The sequence below is a fragment of the Streptomyces sp. NPDC006739 genome, assembly GCF_042869815.1.
Lineage (GTDB): Bacteria > Actinomycetota > Actinomycetes > Streptomycetales > Streptomycetaceae > Streptomyces.
The window spans coordinates 592,472-605,851 of record NZ_JBIAGM010000001.1; the positions used below are offsets into that span (position 1 = coordinate 592,472).

13 protein-coding genes and 1 pseudogene are annotated in these 13,380 nt (G+C 71.9%); 5 read left to right on the forward strand and 9 right to left on the reverse strand.

Annotated features, from left to right (window positions below):
- Window positions 1-19 precede the first annotated feature (19 nt).
- Window positions 20-349 carry a WhiB family transcriptional regulator gene (locus tag ACFYMM_RS02695; protein WP_388383089.1) on the forward strand — a complete coding sequence of 110 codons (330 nt, stop codon included), beginning with the start codon at window positions 20-22 and terminating at the stop codon, window positions 347-349.
- 87 nt (window positions 350-436) lie between these two features.
- On the opposite strand, the gene ACFYMM_RS02700 is transcribed toward ACFYMM_RS02695, so the two are convergent.
- Window positions 437-1,342, reverse strand: a complete 906-nt coding sequence (locus ACFYMM_RS02700; protein ID WP_388383090.1) for a LysR family transcriptional regulator — start codon at window positions 1,340-1,342, stop codon at window positions 437-439.
- An 80-nt stretch (window positions 1,343-1,422) separates the two neighbouring features.
- Here ACFYMM_RS02700 and ACFYMM_RS02705 point away from each other — a divergent pair, with 80 nt between their 5' ends.
- The 3 genes from ACFYMM_RS02705 to ACFYMM_RS02715 all read left to right on the forward strand — a co-directional run bounded on the left by ACFYMM_RS02705 (window position 1,423) and on the right by ACFYMM_RS02715 (window position 3,755).
- Entirely contained in the window at window positions 1,423-2,091 is a 669-nt protein-coding gene (locus tag ACFYMM_RS02705; RefSeq protein ID WP_388383092.1) for an MOSC domain-containing protein, read from the forward strand.
- Between the two features lie 107 nt (window positions 2,092-2,198).
- The gene (locus ACFYMM_RS02710) at window positions 2,199-2,972 is read left to right on the forward strand and encodes an SDR family NAD(P)-dependent oxidoreductase (RefSeq protein ID WP_388383094.1); all 774 of its coding nucleotides are present in this window, start codon (window positions 2,199-2,201) and stop codon (window positions 2,970-2,972) included.
- 75 nt (window positions 2,973-3,047) lie between these two features.
- Complete coding sequence (locus ACFYMM_RS02715) at window positions 3,048-3,755, forward strand: ester cyclase (protein WP_388383096.1); 708 nt, start codon at window positions 3,048-3,050, stop codon at window positions 3,753-3,755.
- An 87-nt stretch (window positions 3,756-3,842) separates the two neighbouring features.
- Here ACFYMM_RS02715 and groL read toward each other — a convergent pair whose 3' ends face one another.
- From groL to ACFYMM_RS02735, 4 genes are all read right to left on the reverse strand, one after another.
- The gene (gene groL, locus ACFYMM_RS02720) at window positions 3,843-5,468 is read right to left on the reverse strand and encodes a chaperonin GroEL (protein ID WP_388383098.1); all 1,626 of its coding nucleotides are present in this window, start codon (window positions 5,466-5,468) and stop codon (window positions 3,843-3,845) included.
- Window positions 5,469-5,593: 125 nt separating this feature from the next.
- A complete protein-coding gene (gene groES, locus ACFYMM_RS02725) occupies window positions 5,594-5,902 on the reverse strand; it encodes a co-chaperone GroES (RefSeq protein WP_003998759.1) in 309 nt (102 codons plus the stop codon).
- 533 nt (window positions 5,903-6,435) lie between these two features.
- Window positions 6,436-7,245, reverse strand: a complete 810-nt coding sequence (locus ACFYMM_RS02730) for a polysaccharide deacetylase family protein (protein WP_388383314.1) — start codon at window positions 7,243-7,245, stop codon at window positions 6,436-6,438.
- Window positions 7,246-7,280: 35 nt separating this feature from the next.
- Window positions 7,281-8,171 (reverse strand): polysaccharide deacetylase family protein, encoded by an 891-nt coding sequence (locus tag ACFYMM_RS02735; RefSeq protein WP_388383101.1) that lies wholly within the window; start codon window positions 8,169-8,171, stop codon window positions 7,281-7,283.
- Window positions 8,172-8,306: 135 nt separating this feature from the next.
- Here ACFYMM_RS02735 and ACFYMM_RS02740 point away from each other — a divergent pair, with 135 nt between their 5' ends.
- Complete coding sequence (locus tag ACFYMM_RS02740; protein ID WP_388383102.1) at window positions 8,307-9,479, forward strand: methyltransferase domain-containing protein; 1,173 nt, start codon at window positions 8,307-8,309, stop codon at window positions 9,477-9,479.
- Between the two features lie 24 nt (window positions 9,480-9,503).
- On the opposite strand, the gene ACFYMM_RS02745 is transcribed toward ACFYMM_RS02740, so the two are convergent.
- The 4 genes and pseudogenes from ACFYMM_RS02745 to ACFYMM_RS02760 form a co-directional block, all read right to left on the reverse strand.
- On the reverse strand, window positions 9,504-10,844 hold the full coding sequence (locus ACFYMM_RS02745; protein ID WP_388383104.1) for an RNA polymerase sigma factor: 1,341 nt from the start codon (window positions 10,842-10,844) through the stop codon (window positions 9,504-9,506).
- A 42-nt stretch (window positions 10,845-10,886) separates the two neighbouring features.
- The gene (locus ACFYMM_RS02750) at window positions 10,887-11,243 is read right to left on the reverse strand and encodes a YciI family protein (protein ID WP_388383316.1); all 357 of its coding nucleotides are present in this window, start codon (window positions 11,241-11,243) and stop codon (window positions 10,887-10,889) included.
- A gap of 213 nt (window positions 11,244-11,456) precedes the next feature.
- A pseudogene (locus ACFYMM_RS02755) lies at window positions 11,457-11,887 on the reverse strand (LCP family protein); the annotation flags it as partial.
- A gap of 49 nt (window positions 11,888-11,936) precedes the next feature.
- Window positions 11,937-13,286 (reverse strand): endo-1,4-beta-xylanase, encoded by a 1,350-nt coding sequence (locus tag ACFYMM_RS02760; RefSeq protein ID WP_388383106.1) that lies wholly within the window; start codon window positions 13,284-13,286, stop codon window positions 11,937-11,939.
- Window positions 13,287-13,380 lie beyond the last annotated feature (94 nt).

The window sequence follows — 13,380 nt, forward strand, 5'->3', positions numbered from 1 at the left end:
GGCTACAAGGGGTCACGTAATGGCAGATTTCTCCCGCCTTCCCGGACCGAACGCGGACCTGTGGGACTGGCAGCTGCTGGCTGCCTGCCGCGGGGTCGACAGCTCGCTCTTCTTCCATCCGGAGGGCGAGCGCGGGGCGGCTCGGAGCGCTCGCGAGAACTCGGCCAAGGAGGTCTGCATGAGGTGCCCCGTGCGCGCGGAGTGCGCGGCGCACGCACTGGCGGTGCGCGAGCCGTACGGCGTGTGGGGCGGCCTGACCGAGGACGAGCGTGAAGAGCTCATGGGGCGGGCGCGGAACCGGCTGGTGTCGGCGTCGTCGACCAGCGGGCACACCGCCTCGAACACTTGAAGGAACGTTTCTGCAGTTCGCAACTCGCGGGAAGCGACCTGAGGACCGCGGAAAGCGACGAGGAAGGGGGGACGGAAGGGGGGACGCCTAACGGCGCGCCGCGCGCGCCAGTTGTGCCAGCGTGGCCGCGACCGCCGGCACCTGCGCCAGATCGGGCAGCGTGAGCGCGACGATCTCCCGCCGTACCGCCGGTTCCAGCGCCACCGTGCGCACTCCCCTGGGCCGTACCGACTCCACCGCGAGCTGGGGCAGGACGGCGACGCCGAGACCCGCTCCCACCAGGCCCACCACCGCCGGGTAGTCGTCGGTGGCGAAGTCGATACGCGGGGTGAATCCGGCACTCTCGCAGACCTGGACCAGCTGGCCGCGACAGCGCGGGCAGCCCGCGATCCACGGCTCCCCGGCCAGTTCCCCGATGGCGACGGGCCCCGAGACGCCGGTGCGCGCGAGCCGGTGCCGCTCGGGCACCAGGGCGACCAGCCGGTCCGTCAGCAGGGGCTGTACGACCAGGTCGTCCCACTCCTCCTCGGCCGCCGCCCCCTCGTAGCGGAAGGCCAGCGCCACGTCGCAGTCGCCCTCGCGCAGCAGCCCGACCGACTCCGGGGGTTCGGCCTCCTCGAGGGAGACCCGGGTGCCGGGGTGCGCGGCGCGCAGGGCGGCGAGGGCGGTGGGCACCAGGGTGGAGCTGCCGCTGGGGAAGGAGACCAGCCGGACCCGGCCCGCGCGCAGGCCGGCGATGGCGGCGACCTCCTCCTCGGCCGCGGTGAGCCCGGCGAGGATCCCCGAAGCGTGCCGTACGAGGGCCTCACCGGCCTGGGTCAGGCGCATCTCGCGGCCGCCGCGGACCAGCAGCGGGGTGCCGACGGATGCCTCCAGGGCCTTCATCTGCTGGCTGACCGCGGGCTGGGTGCAGCCCAGTTCCCGTCCGGCCGCCGAGAAGGAGCCAGTGGTGGCGACGGCGCGCAGGACGCGGAGATGACGGGCCTCGATCACCCTTCGAGTATAAGGCCGACTTGGGCCGGGAGCCGAATAACGCGTAGACGCTTTGGGGTGCGGTCGCCTACCGTTCGGCCATGAAGCTTCTCTCGGTCAACCTCGGCCGCCCGCTCCCGGTGTCGTACACCGAGCAGCCGGACGGCGTCACCGGCATCGACAAGCGGCCGGTGGACACGGCGGTGCGGGTGGCGGCGCCGGGCCCCAAGGGGCTCGGGGCGAGCGGGCTGGCCGGGGACGCGGTCTGCCACACCCGCCACCACGGCGGCGACGACCAGGCGGTGTACGCCTTCGCGCGCGAGGACCTGGACGGCTGGGAGCGCGAGCTGGGCCGGACGCTGGGCAACGGCGCCTTCGGCGAGAACCTCACCACCGCCGGCGTGGACGTCTCCGGCGCGCTGATCGGCGAGCGCTGGCGGGTCGGTTCACAGGTGGTCCTGGAGGTCACCTCCGGGCGGATTCCGTGCCGTACTTTTCAGGGCCATTTGGGCGAACGCGGGTGGGTCCGCAGATTCACGCGGAAGGGTGCGCCGGGTGCCTACCTCCGGGTGATCGATCCGGGTGAGATACGGACGGGCGATCCGATCGAGATCGTGCACCGGCCGGAGCACGAGGTGACGGTGGCGCTGCAGTTCCGTGCGGTCACCACCGAGCGGGAGCTGCTGCCGCGTCTGCTCCCGGCGGGTACGGCCCTGCACCCGGAGTCCCTGGCGGCGGCCCGCAAGTACGTGGCGGACGCCTCGTCCTGAGCGGATGTCACCCGACGTCACGCGGCACTGGCGCACCCGGCGCCGCAGGAGGGCCGAGGCCCGCGCGCGGAGCGGACCGTGTCAGTCCGGGTAACTACCCTTGGGCCATGACAACGGCTCTCATTACGGGATCGACCGCGGGCATCGGTGCCGCGTTCGCGCGACGGCTGGCGGCGGACGGGCACGACCTCGTCCTGGTGGCCCGGGACACCAAACGGCTGCGCGAGCAGGCGACCGAGCTGCACGACCGGCACGGCATCGAGGCGGAGGTCCGCACCGCCGACCTGGCGACCGACGACGGAATCGAGACGGTCGCCGCCCGCCTCGGCGACCGCCGCAACCCCGTCGACCTGCTGATCAACAACGCGGGCTTCGGCAACAAGGGCCGCTACCTCGACGTGTCGATGGCGGACGAGCTGAAGATGCTCAAGGTGCACTGCGAGGCGGTGCTGCGGCTGACCTCGGCGGCGGCCGAGGCGATGCGGGAGCGCGGGCGGGGCGGTGTCGTCAACGTGGCCTCGGTGGCGGCCTTCGTGCCGCGCGGCACCTACGGGGCGTCCAAGGCGTGGGTCGTGCAGTTCACCCAGGGGGCGGCGAAGGACCTGGCGGGCAGCGGGGTCCGGCTGATGGCGCTGTGCCCCGGCTTCGTGCGCACCGAGTTCCACCAGCGGGCCGGGATGGGCACGGACAACATCCCGGGCTGGCTGTGGCTGGACGCGGACAAACTGGTCACGGCGGCGCTGGCCGATCTGGCGCGCGGGAAGTCGCTGTCCATCCCGGATCCCCGCTACAAGGCGCTGATGGGGCTGGTGAAGGTGGCCCCGCGCGGCCTGCTCGGCGGCGTCACCTCGAAGACCGGGCGGAAGTACGGCCCTCAGTAGCGGACGGGTGACGCCGCCGCCCCGGTGCGAAAATGGGCGTGACGGAACCGGACCAGGGGGGCCGGAGGCGGCGTCATGACGTTCGTACAGCTCATCGAGTGCAGGACCAGCCGGTTCGACGAGATGAACCGGCTGTTGGACAGGTGGGTCGAGCAGACCAAGGGGAAGCGGACGGCGACGCACGATCTGGTCGGCCGGGACCGTTCGGACGGGTCGCACCTCATCGAGATCGTGGAGTTCCCGTCGTACGAGGAGGCGATGCGGAACTCGAACCTCCCGGAGACCGACCGGATCTTCAGGCAGATGGTCGCACTGTGCGACGAGATGCCGACGTTCATGGATCTCGACGTCGTACGGGACGAGCAGTTGTCCGTGGACATGGTGCGCCGGTTCCTGGACGCCCTGGCGGCCCCGGGCGAACTGGCACCGCTCAACGACCTGCTGCAGGAGGACATCCACAGCCACGATCCGATGAACCCTCAGGACACGATCGGGCTGGACGCCGCACGGAGCGAGTTCCGGATGTGGCGCGACGCCTTCGACTTCAGCTTCACGGTCGACGACCTGATCGCCCAGGGCGACCGGGTGTGCGCGCGGTGGACCTGGACGGCTGTGCAGAAGGGCGAGTTCCTGGGGCTGCCGAACACCGGGCGGCAGGTCGCGATGACCGGGACGACCATCTGCCGGTTCGGTGACGACGGGAAGATCGCCGAGTTGTGGTGGCACGAGGACCAGCTGGGTCTGATGCAGCAACTGGGCGCGCTGGACGCGCTGGAGCGGTAGCGGGCGGCCGGGCAGCGTGAAGGCCCGGCACCCCTCGGGGTACCGGGCCTTCAGCCTTCAGCCTTCAGCCGGATCTACCGACGTGCGTCAGTGGGCGTGGCCGTGGCCGTGGCCCCCGGCGGCCGCCTCTTCCTCTTCCTTCTTCTCGACGACCAGGGTCTCGGTCGTGAGCAGCAGGGAGGCGATGGACGCGGCGTTCTCCAGGGCGGAGCGGGTGACCTTCACCGGGTCGATGACGCCGGCCTTGACCAGGTCGCCGTACTCGCCGGTGGCGGCGTTGAAGCCCTGGCCCTTTTCCAGCTCGGCCACCTTGGAGGTGATGACGTAGCCCTCGAGGCCGGCGTTCTCGGCGATCCAGCGCAGCGGCTCGACGACCGCGCGGCGGACGACGGAGACACCGGTGGCCTCGTCGCCGGACTTGCCCAGGCCGCCCTCCAGCACCTTGGCCGCGTGGACCAGGGCGGAGCCACCACCGGAGACGATGCCCTCCTCGACCGCGGCGCGGGTCGCGGAGATGGCGTCCTCCAGACGGTGCTTCTTCTCCTTCAGCTCCACCTCGGTGGCGGCGCCGACCTTGATCACGCACACGCCGCCGGCCAGCTTGGCGAGGCGCTCCTGGAGCTTCTCGCGGTCCCAGTCGGAGTCCGTGTTCTCGATCTCGGCCTTGATCTGGGCGATGCGGCCCTGGACGGCGGCGGAGTCGCCGGCGCCGTCGACGATGGTGGTGTCGTCCTTGGTGACCGTGATGCGGCGGGCGGAGCCCAGCACGTCCAGGCCGGCCTGGTCGAGCTTGAGGCCGACCTCCTCGGAGATGACCGTGGCGCCGGTGAGGACCGCCATGTCCTCCAGCATCGCCTTGCGGCGGTCACCGAAGCCGGGGGCCTTGACGGCGACCGCGTTGAAGGTGCCGCGGATCTTGTTGACGACCAGGGTCGACAGGGCCTCGCCCTCGACGTCCTCGGCGATGATCAGCAGCGGCTTGGACGCGCCGGCCTGGATGACCTTCTCCAGCAGCGGCAGCAGGTCCTGGATGGAGGAGATCTTGCCCTGGTTGATCAGGATGTAGGGGTCCTCCAGGACGGCCTCCATGCGCTCCTGGTCCGTCACGAAGTACGGCGACAGGTAGCCCTTGTCGAAGGCCATGCCCTCGGTGAAGTCCAGCTCCAGACCGAAGGTGTTGGACTCCTCGACGGTGATGACACCGTCCTTGCCGACCTTGTCCATCGCCTCGGCGATCAGCTCGCCGACCTGCTGGTCCTGGGCGGACAGCGCGGCCACGGCGGCGATGTCGGACTTCTCGTCGATCGGCCGGGCCGAGGCGAGCAGGTCCTCGGAGATGGCCTTGACGGCGGCGTCGATGCCCTTCTTCAGGGCGGCCGGGGAGGCGCCGGCGGCGACGTTCTTCAGGCCCTCGCGCACCAGCGCCTGGGCGAGCACGGTGGCGGTGGTGGTGCCGTCACCCGCGATGTCGTTGGTCTTGGTCGCCACCTCCTTCACCAGCTGGGCGCCGAGGTTCTCGTACGGGTCCTCGATCTCGACCTCGCGGGCGATGGTGACGCCGTCGTTGGTGATGGTCGGGGCGCCGAACTTCTTGTCGATGACGACGTTGCGGCCCTTGGGACCGATCGTCACCTTGACCGTGTCGGCAAGCTTGTTGACGCCGCGCTCGAGGGCGCGACGGGCGTCCTCGTCGAACTTCAGGATCTTCGCCATGACAGCGGGAGCCCTCTCGGAAACTGGTGGGTGAAAAAGACACTGCGCCCCGGGCGCCCGGCTTCGTTATCTGTCGCGGGGGGCCAGGGGCGCAGCTCAGGCAAAGGTTCGCTTCGAGGTGATGCTTACTTCTCGATGATCGCGAGAACGTCGCGAGCCGAGAGGACGAGGTACTCCTCGCCGTTGTACTTCACCTCGGTGCCGCCGTACTTGCTGTACAGCACGATGTCGCCGGTCTTGACGTCGAGCGGCAGACGCTCGCCGTTCTCGAAGCGGCCCGGGCCCACGGCCAGGACGACGCCCTCCTGGGGCTTCTCCTTGGCGGTGTCCGGGATGACCAGGCCAGAGGCGGTGGTCTGCTCGGCGTCGAGCGGCTGGACCACGATGCGGTCCTCGAGCGGCTTGATGGCAACCTTGGAGCTGGTGGTCGTCACGATCCGACCTCCCCCTTCGGAGATCTCACGGGGTTAACTGTCTGAGGTGGCGACCAGGTCGATCCGTCGTCGCGGGTGCCGGACCTGCCCGTCGCGTTGTTGGCACTCTCCTTCGTCGAGTGCCAGAGCCGAGACTATGACTGCGATTAGCACTCGGTCAAGCGGAGTGCCAATTGCCGTGCGGCGCGTCAGCAGTTTGCACGCGCGCGCCGCACCTCGCGGCAGCACGGCACGCTGCGGGCGCGGGCAGCACGGCTGCGGGTGCGGGCAGCACGGCTGCGGGTGCGGGCAGCACGGCTGCGGGTGCGGGCAGCACGGCTGCGGGTGCGGGCAGCACGGCTGCGGGTGCGCGGTGCGCGGTGGCGGGGCGCGCGGGCGGCGCGGTGGGGTGCGGTGGGGTGCGGGGGCTCGGTTTGGGTGCGCGATGCGGCTGCGGGTCGCGCGGACGGCTCAGTTGCGGGCGCGCGGTGCGGGGGCGGCGCCGCGCCCGACTGGGCGTGTTGCGGGCGCGGCTCGCGGCGGCTGCGGGGGGTTTACAGGTAGTCCTCCAGGCGGGCCACCGTCAGGCCCTGGGACTGGATCGTGCGCAGGAGGCGGGTCGTGAGGCTCCTCGGGGTGGGGGCCGTCGGCTCGTCCGGGCCGACCAGGACGATGTCGCCGGGGTGGAGGTGGCGGTCGCCCCTCGGGCAGGCGAGGCCGGTGGCGGTCATGGCCGCGCGCCACAGGACCACCGCCCTGATCCCGCAGTGGGCCGCCGCGCGCAGGGTGGTGGTGTCGTACCTGCCGTAGGGCGGGCGGAACAGGCGGGGGCGGATTCCGAAGCGGGAGCGGAGCTTGTCCTGCTGGCCACAGATCTCGGCGCGCTGGCCGGCGTACGGGAGTCCGGGCAGGGCGGGGTGGTGGAGCGTGTGGTTCTGGACGGTGGCGCCGACCGAACGCAGCCGGGCGAAGTGGCCGTAGCCCGGTCCGACGACGCTGTCGGTGAGGAACAGGCTGACGGGGAGCCGGAGTTCGCGGACCAGGTCGACGAATCGGGGGTCCCGCTCGGCGCCGTCGTCGTAGGTGAGGAAGACGACCCGGTCCGTGGTGGGGACGCGGTCCACGACCGGGGGCCGGGCGTGGGCCGGGGTGCGGGACTCCGACAGCGGGCGGGCCGGCGGGTGCGGAGGCGGGGCCAGCGGGTACCGCAGGCCCCAGCGGCGGTACGCCGGCTCCCTGGCCGGCCCGTTCGGCCGCACCTCCTGGGCCGCCTTCCTGCCGAGCCGCTCGATGGGGTCGACGGACTGGGCGCAGCCGGTGCCGGCCGGCAGGAGGGCGGCGGTGAGGGCCGCCGCCAGGAGCATCCGGCACCGCCCCGCCCGCCGCGCCCGCCCGCTCGTCACAGGTAGTCCTCCAGGCGTGCGACCGCGTAGCCCTCCCGGGTGACCTTCTCCAGAAAGCGGCGCATGTCGTCGACCATCGTGCCGTTCCAGTCGTCGCGGCCGCGGAAGTGGGTGAGCACGATGTCGCCGGGGTGCAGACTGCGGTCGTCCTCGCGGTACTCCCAGTGGTCGACAAAGACCTCCTCGTCCCAGATCGGCGCGTACTTGATGCCGCAGGACTTGGCGGCGCGCAGGGTGTCGCCGTTGTAGTTGCCGTACGGCGGCCGGAAGACGGCGGGGCGCCTGCCGAACTGTTTGCGCATGATCGTCTGCATGCCGCAGATCTCGTCCCGCTGTTCCTCGTAGTCGAGGCCGGGCAGGTAGGGGTGGGTGAGGGTGTGGTTGTTGAGGGTGTGGCCCTCGGACTGCATCTTGCGGAAGTAGCCGTAGTCGTCCTTGACCAGGTAGTTGCTGAGGAAGGCGGTGTACGGGATCTTCAGCTCGCTCATCATGCGCAGGAACGCCGGGTCCTTCTCGGCGCCGTCGTCGATGGTGAGGAAGACGACCTTCTGCTTGGTGGGGATCGTGGTGAAGACGGGGGGCAGGTCGTCCTCCACCTGCCCGTCCACCTCGAAGCCGGCGCGCGCGGTGATCGTCGGCTTCCTGGCCGGTGGGGCCGGGGGCGTGAGCGGCACCTGGGCGAGTCCCCAGCGCCGGGCGGCCGCGGCCACGCGGGCGTGCTCGGCGGCGAGCCGGGAGGCGTGGGAGTCCAGGTCGTGTGCCGGGCCGGCGGCCCGCCCCGGCTGCTGGCCGGGGGCGGGCCGGACACCGGTGTCCGGGTAGGGACCCGCGCAGCCGGAGGCCACGAGGGCGAGGACGAGGGCGGCGAGCGCGGCGCACCGCGCCATGGGACCAGATGACCGATTTTCTTCATTTTGTACTACTAGTCGCATGGTGCCGGATCCTCCCAGGCACCGGCCCGGAAGCCTGCCCGACACCGCCGCCGCGGGCGCAGCATCCACCGACTGGCCCACAATGAGCCGGTGAACGATCTCCCCTTCCACGCGCTGCTGACCCCCGAGGGACGAGCGCTCCTCGACGAGGTGCGCGGGACCGCGCCGGCCGACGAACTCGCCGTCGCCACCCGGCTGCGCCGCGACCACCCGGCCGACCTGGTGTCGGCGGCGCTCGGCCAGGCCCGGCTGCGGCAGCGGGCGGTGGTGAAGTTCGGGGCGGCGGACGCGGAGCGGATGTTCTTCACGCCGAACGGGGTGGAACAGTCGACGCGGGCGAGTGTGGCGGCCTACCGGGCGCGGCGCCTGCGGACGCTGGGGGTGACGTCCGTGGCCGACCTGTGCTGCGGGATCGGCGGTGACGCGATCGCGCTCGCGCGGGCCGGGATCCGGGTGCTCGCGGTGGACCGTGACCCGCTGACGGCCGCGGTGGCCCGGGCGAACGCGCGGGCGCTCGGGCTGGACGATCTGATCGAGGTGCGGGAGGCCGACGTCACGGAGGTGGACCCGGCGCCGTACGACGCGGTGTTCGTGGACCCGGCCCGGCGTGGCGGCCGGGGCCGCATCTTCGACCCCGAGGCCTACTCCCCTCCCCTGTCCTGGGCGGTGTCGGCGGCCTCCGCCGCCCCCGTGGCCGCCCTGAAGATCGCCCCCGGCATTCCGCACGAGGCGGTCCCGCCGCCGGCGGAGGCCGAGTGGATCTCCGACGGCGGGGACGTCAAGGAGGCGGTCCTGTGGTTCGGCACGGGCTCCCCGGGCGCCGTGCGGGCCACCCTGCTCCCCGGCCCGCGCTCCCTGCTCGGCCGGGGCCTGCCCGATCCCGCCGTACGGCCGGTGGGCCGGTACCTGTACGAGCCCGACGGCGCCGTGATCCGTGCCCACCTGGTCGCCGAGGTCGCGCGGGAGCTGGACGGGGGCCTGATCGACGCGACGATCGCGTACGTCACGGCGGACGAGCGCCGGGAGACGGCCTACGCGTCGGCGTACGAGATCACCGACCGACTCCCCTTCAACGTCAAGAAGTTGAAGGCCCTGCTGCGGGAACGCGGGGTCGGCGTCCTGACCGTGAAGAAGCGCGGCTCGGCGGTGGAACCGGAGGAACTGCGCCGGAAGGTGAAGCCCCAGGGACCGAACTCGGCGACGGTGTTCCTGACCCGCGTGGCCGGGGCCCCGACGATGCTGATCGGCCACCCGCTGGACTGACACCCGTCGACCCGGCGGGCCCCGTCAACCGGTCTCCGCGGCCCTGCGCAGCAACAGCTCCCGCTCCCGTTCGTTGTGGGTCAGTGCCGCCGCCCGCTCGAACTCCGCCCTGGCCTCCGCCGTACGGCCGAGGCGGGAGAGGAGGTCGGCGCGGACGCTCGGCAGCAGGTGGTAGGTCCGCAGCGAGGGTTCGCCGGCGAGTGCGTCCACCAGGCGCAGCGCCTCGGCCGGGCCCTCCGTCATGGAGACGGCCACCGCGCGGTTCAACTCGACCACCGGGGACGGGGACCGGACGGCGAGCAGGGCGTAGAGGCGGGCGATGGCGGCCCAGTCCGTGTCCTCGTAGGCGTACGCGTGCGCGTGGCAGGCCGCGATGGCCGCCTGCAGGGTGTAGGGGCCGGGGACGCCGGCGCCGGTGGCCTCGGCCCGGCCGAGGGCGGTGACGCCACGGGAGATGAGCAGGCGGTTCCAGCGGCGGCGGTTCTGGTCCTTGAGCAGGACCGGCGCGCCGTCGGGGCCGGTGCGGGCGGCGGAGCGGGAGGCCTGGAACTCCAGGAGGGCGGTGAGGGCGTGGACCTCCGGTTCCTTCGGCATGAGGGAGGACAGGACACGGGCCAGCCTGAGGGCGTCCTCGCACAGCGCGGGACGCAGCCAGTCGTCGCCCGCCGTGGCGGCGTACCCCTCGTTGAAGATCAGGTAGATGACGTCCAGTACGGAGCCCAGGCGGGCCTCGCGGTCGGGGCCGTACGGGACCTCGAAGGCGACGTTCTTCGTGGCCAGGGTGCGTTTCGCGCGGACGATGCGCTGGGCGACCGTCGGCTCCGGCAGGAGGAACGCGCGGGCGATCTCGGCCGTGGTCAGGCCGCCCAGCAGCCGCAGGGTCAGGGCCGTGCGGGCCTCGGGCGACAGCACCGGGTGGCAGGCGGTGAAGACCAGCCGCAGCAGGTCGTCGTCGATGTCGTCCGGGTCGGCGGCGTCGGCCGGCTCCCCGGCCGGGGCCGTCGTCTCCAGGTCGCGGCCGATCTCCGCCAGTTTGCGGGCGTAGGTCTCGCGGCGGCGGATCAGGTCCACGGCGCGATGGCGGGCGGTGGCCATGAGCCAGGCGCCCGGGTTGTCCGGCACCCCGTCCCGGGGCCACCGCTCCAGCGCCGCCACGAGGGCGTCCTGGGCCAGTTCCTCCGCGATGCCGACATCCCGGACGAGGCGGGCCACACCGGCGACGACCCGGGGGAATTCGAGCCGGAAGACGGTCTCGATGGCGTGCTCGGCGGCGTGCTCGGCGGCGTCAGCGGTGGTGCCTGCGGTGCCGTGTGCGGGGTCGGGGGCGGGCTCGGTGGCGTGTGCGGCCGTGGGCTGTGGTTCCACAGCCCACATGCAACACCCCCGAGCCCCCAGGGCCAAGAAGGCTCAGCCCTCGGCGATCTCACGGACCTCGCAGGTCACCGTCCAGAACTCCTCGTGCACCTTCAGGAACCGCTTGGTCCACTCCAGGGCCTCGGCCTTGTCCTTGCACTGCATGAGCGCGTAGCCGCCGATGACCTCCTTGGACTCGGTGAAGGGTCCGTCGGTGACGGAGATCTGGCCGCCCTCCCAGCGCACCCGGGTGCCCTCGGCGGAGGGGGTCAGCCCGGCGGTGTCGAGCATGACGCCGGCCTTGGTGATCTCCTCGATCAGCTCGCCCATCCGCCGCATCAGCTCGGGGCTGGGGCCCTCGGCGGGGGCGGTCTTCTCGTCGATCCTCACGAGCGACAGGTAACGGGGCATGGTGACTCCTTCGGTCGGGACGGCGGGGGCTGTCCCCGCCTTCTCACCCCTGCGTCGAACGGGCGGCACCCGGATCGACACGCTCCTCGGAATTTCTTCGAGATTCTTCCGGGAACCTCCGCAGCGGGCGACCCGGCCGCTGTTCGCGCAGCTCAGGGAGCGTCCACTCAGCGCAGGGACGCCCACAGCCGGTCCCGCCGGCCGGGAGGGCACCACCCGGTAGAGCCTGCCCGGGTCGGTGAGCAGGTCGGTGGCGGCCGACTGTGCCGGCAGGGCCTTGACCGGCTTCTGCCGCAGGCCTGTGCGGCCCAGGTCGCTGCCGTCGCCGATGCCGTACCGGGTGCGGGCCAGGGCGAGGGCCTGGGTGCCGTCGAGGTGGTGGGCGCCCGCCTTGAGGAGCAGACGGCTCTTGACCAGGATGTTCAGGGACCCGGCGGGCAGCGGGGCGGCGGACGCCGAGGCGGCGGCGGACGGGGGGTCATCGCCTACCGGGCGCGGTCGTGGCCGAGCGCGCTGTTGATGTCGACGCTCTTGATGTTGCCGTTCAGATGCCGGTACGCCCAGCCTGCGGCGCCCGCGCCCAGCACCAGCGCACCCGCCGGGGTGAGACCGACGGCCTTCAGCGCTCTCGACCGCCGGCCCACCCGCCGGCCCGTCTCTGGGGAGATTCTCACTCCGGGCGACCGTGCACACTCATCCCAGGGTCACTACAGGCACCGGATTGCTCCCGCTCCACGATCCGTTGAACCCGAACGTCACCGAACCGCCGTCCGGGACCGAGCCGTTGTACGAGGCGTTCGCGCAACTGACCACCGTGCCGCTCTGGGTGCAGGTGGCGTTCCAGGCCTGGGTGATCTGCTGCCCCGCGCCGAACGTCCAGTTCGCCTTCCACGACGACAGCGAGGCACCGGAACAGGAGATCGTCACCTGCCCGGTGAACCCGGTGTTCCACTGGCTGGTCACGCTGTACGCCGCCTGGCAGGCCCCAGCGGGCGGGGGCGGCGTGGGCGTCGTCCCGCCAAGCGCCCCGGAGATGCCGTAGTACGCCGGTTTCGGCGCGTAGTTCTCGTCGTACGGCGTCGCCGCGCCGTACCCCGGGAAGGTGCCGGGCACCCAGGAGTCGGAGTCGGTGAAGCCCCAGACGGTGACGTTGACACAGCGGGTCACGGCCACGCAGGCGGCCACGACGGAGGTGAAGTCGGCCTTCTGCTGGGCGAGTTTCGCGCTGTCGGCGGGCAGCGCCATCCGTATGTCCAGCTCGGTGATCGCCACGTCCACGCCCAGGTCGGCGAAGCGCTGGATGTTCTGCTGGAGGGTGGAGGGCACCTGGCCGAGGATCAGATGGGCCTGGAGGCCCACCCCGTCGATCGGGACACCCCGCGCCTTCAGGGACTTGACCAGGTTGTACAGGGCGGTGGACTTCGCGTTGACGCCCTCGACGTTGTAGTCGTTGATGTACAGCTTGGCGGCCGGATCGGCGGCGTGCGCCCAGGTCAGGGCGTTGGCGATGTAGTCCGCGCCGAGGCCGTCGTACCAGAGGGTGGGGCGGTAGGTGCCGTCCTCGTTGAAGGGCTCGTTGACCACGTCCCAGGAGGCGATCTTGCCCTTGTAGCGGCCCACCTCGGTGCTGATGTGGTTCTGCAGCAGGCCGCTGAGCTGCGCGGGGGTCCAGCTGCCGTTGGTCAGCCAGCTCGGGTTCTGGTTGTGCCAGACCAGGGTGTGGCCGCGCACCTGCTGGTTGTGGGCCTGGGCGAAGGCCACGATCTGGTCGGCCTCGGTCCAGTCGAAGGTGCCCTGCGCGGGCTCGACCGTGCCCCACTTCATGGCGTTGCCGGGGGTGAGCGAGCTGAACTGCGCCCCGGCGATGTCGCCGTAGGCGCCGGTGAGCTTGGAGCCGGTGACGGCGGTGCCGATGACCTTTCCCTTGGCTGCCGCGAGGTCGCGCAGCGGGGTGTCGGCGGCGTGCGCGGCGGGCGCCGCGAGCAGGAGCGCGAGACCGGTCACCAGGGATGCGAGGGACAAGCCTGTTCTCAGAGATCTCATCGGGGGCGCCTCCGAAAGTTTCGGTCGTACAACCGACTGGCTTCGGAGCAGTGTGGGGTGACCCCGCAGACCCGTCAATACGCGCGCCGCACCG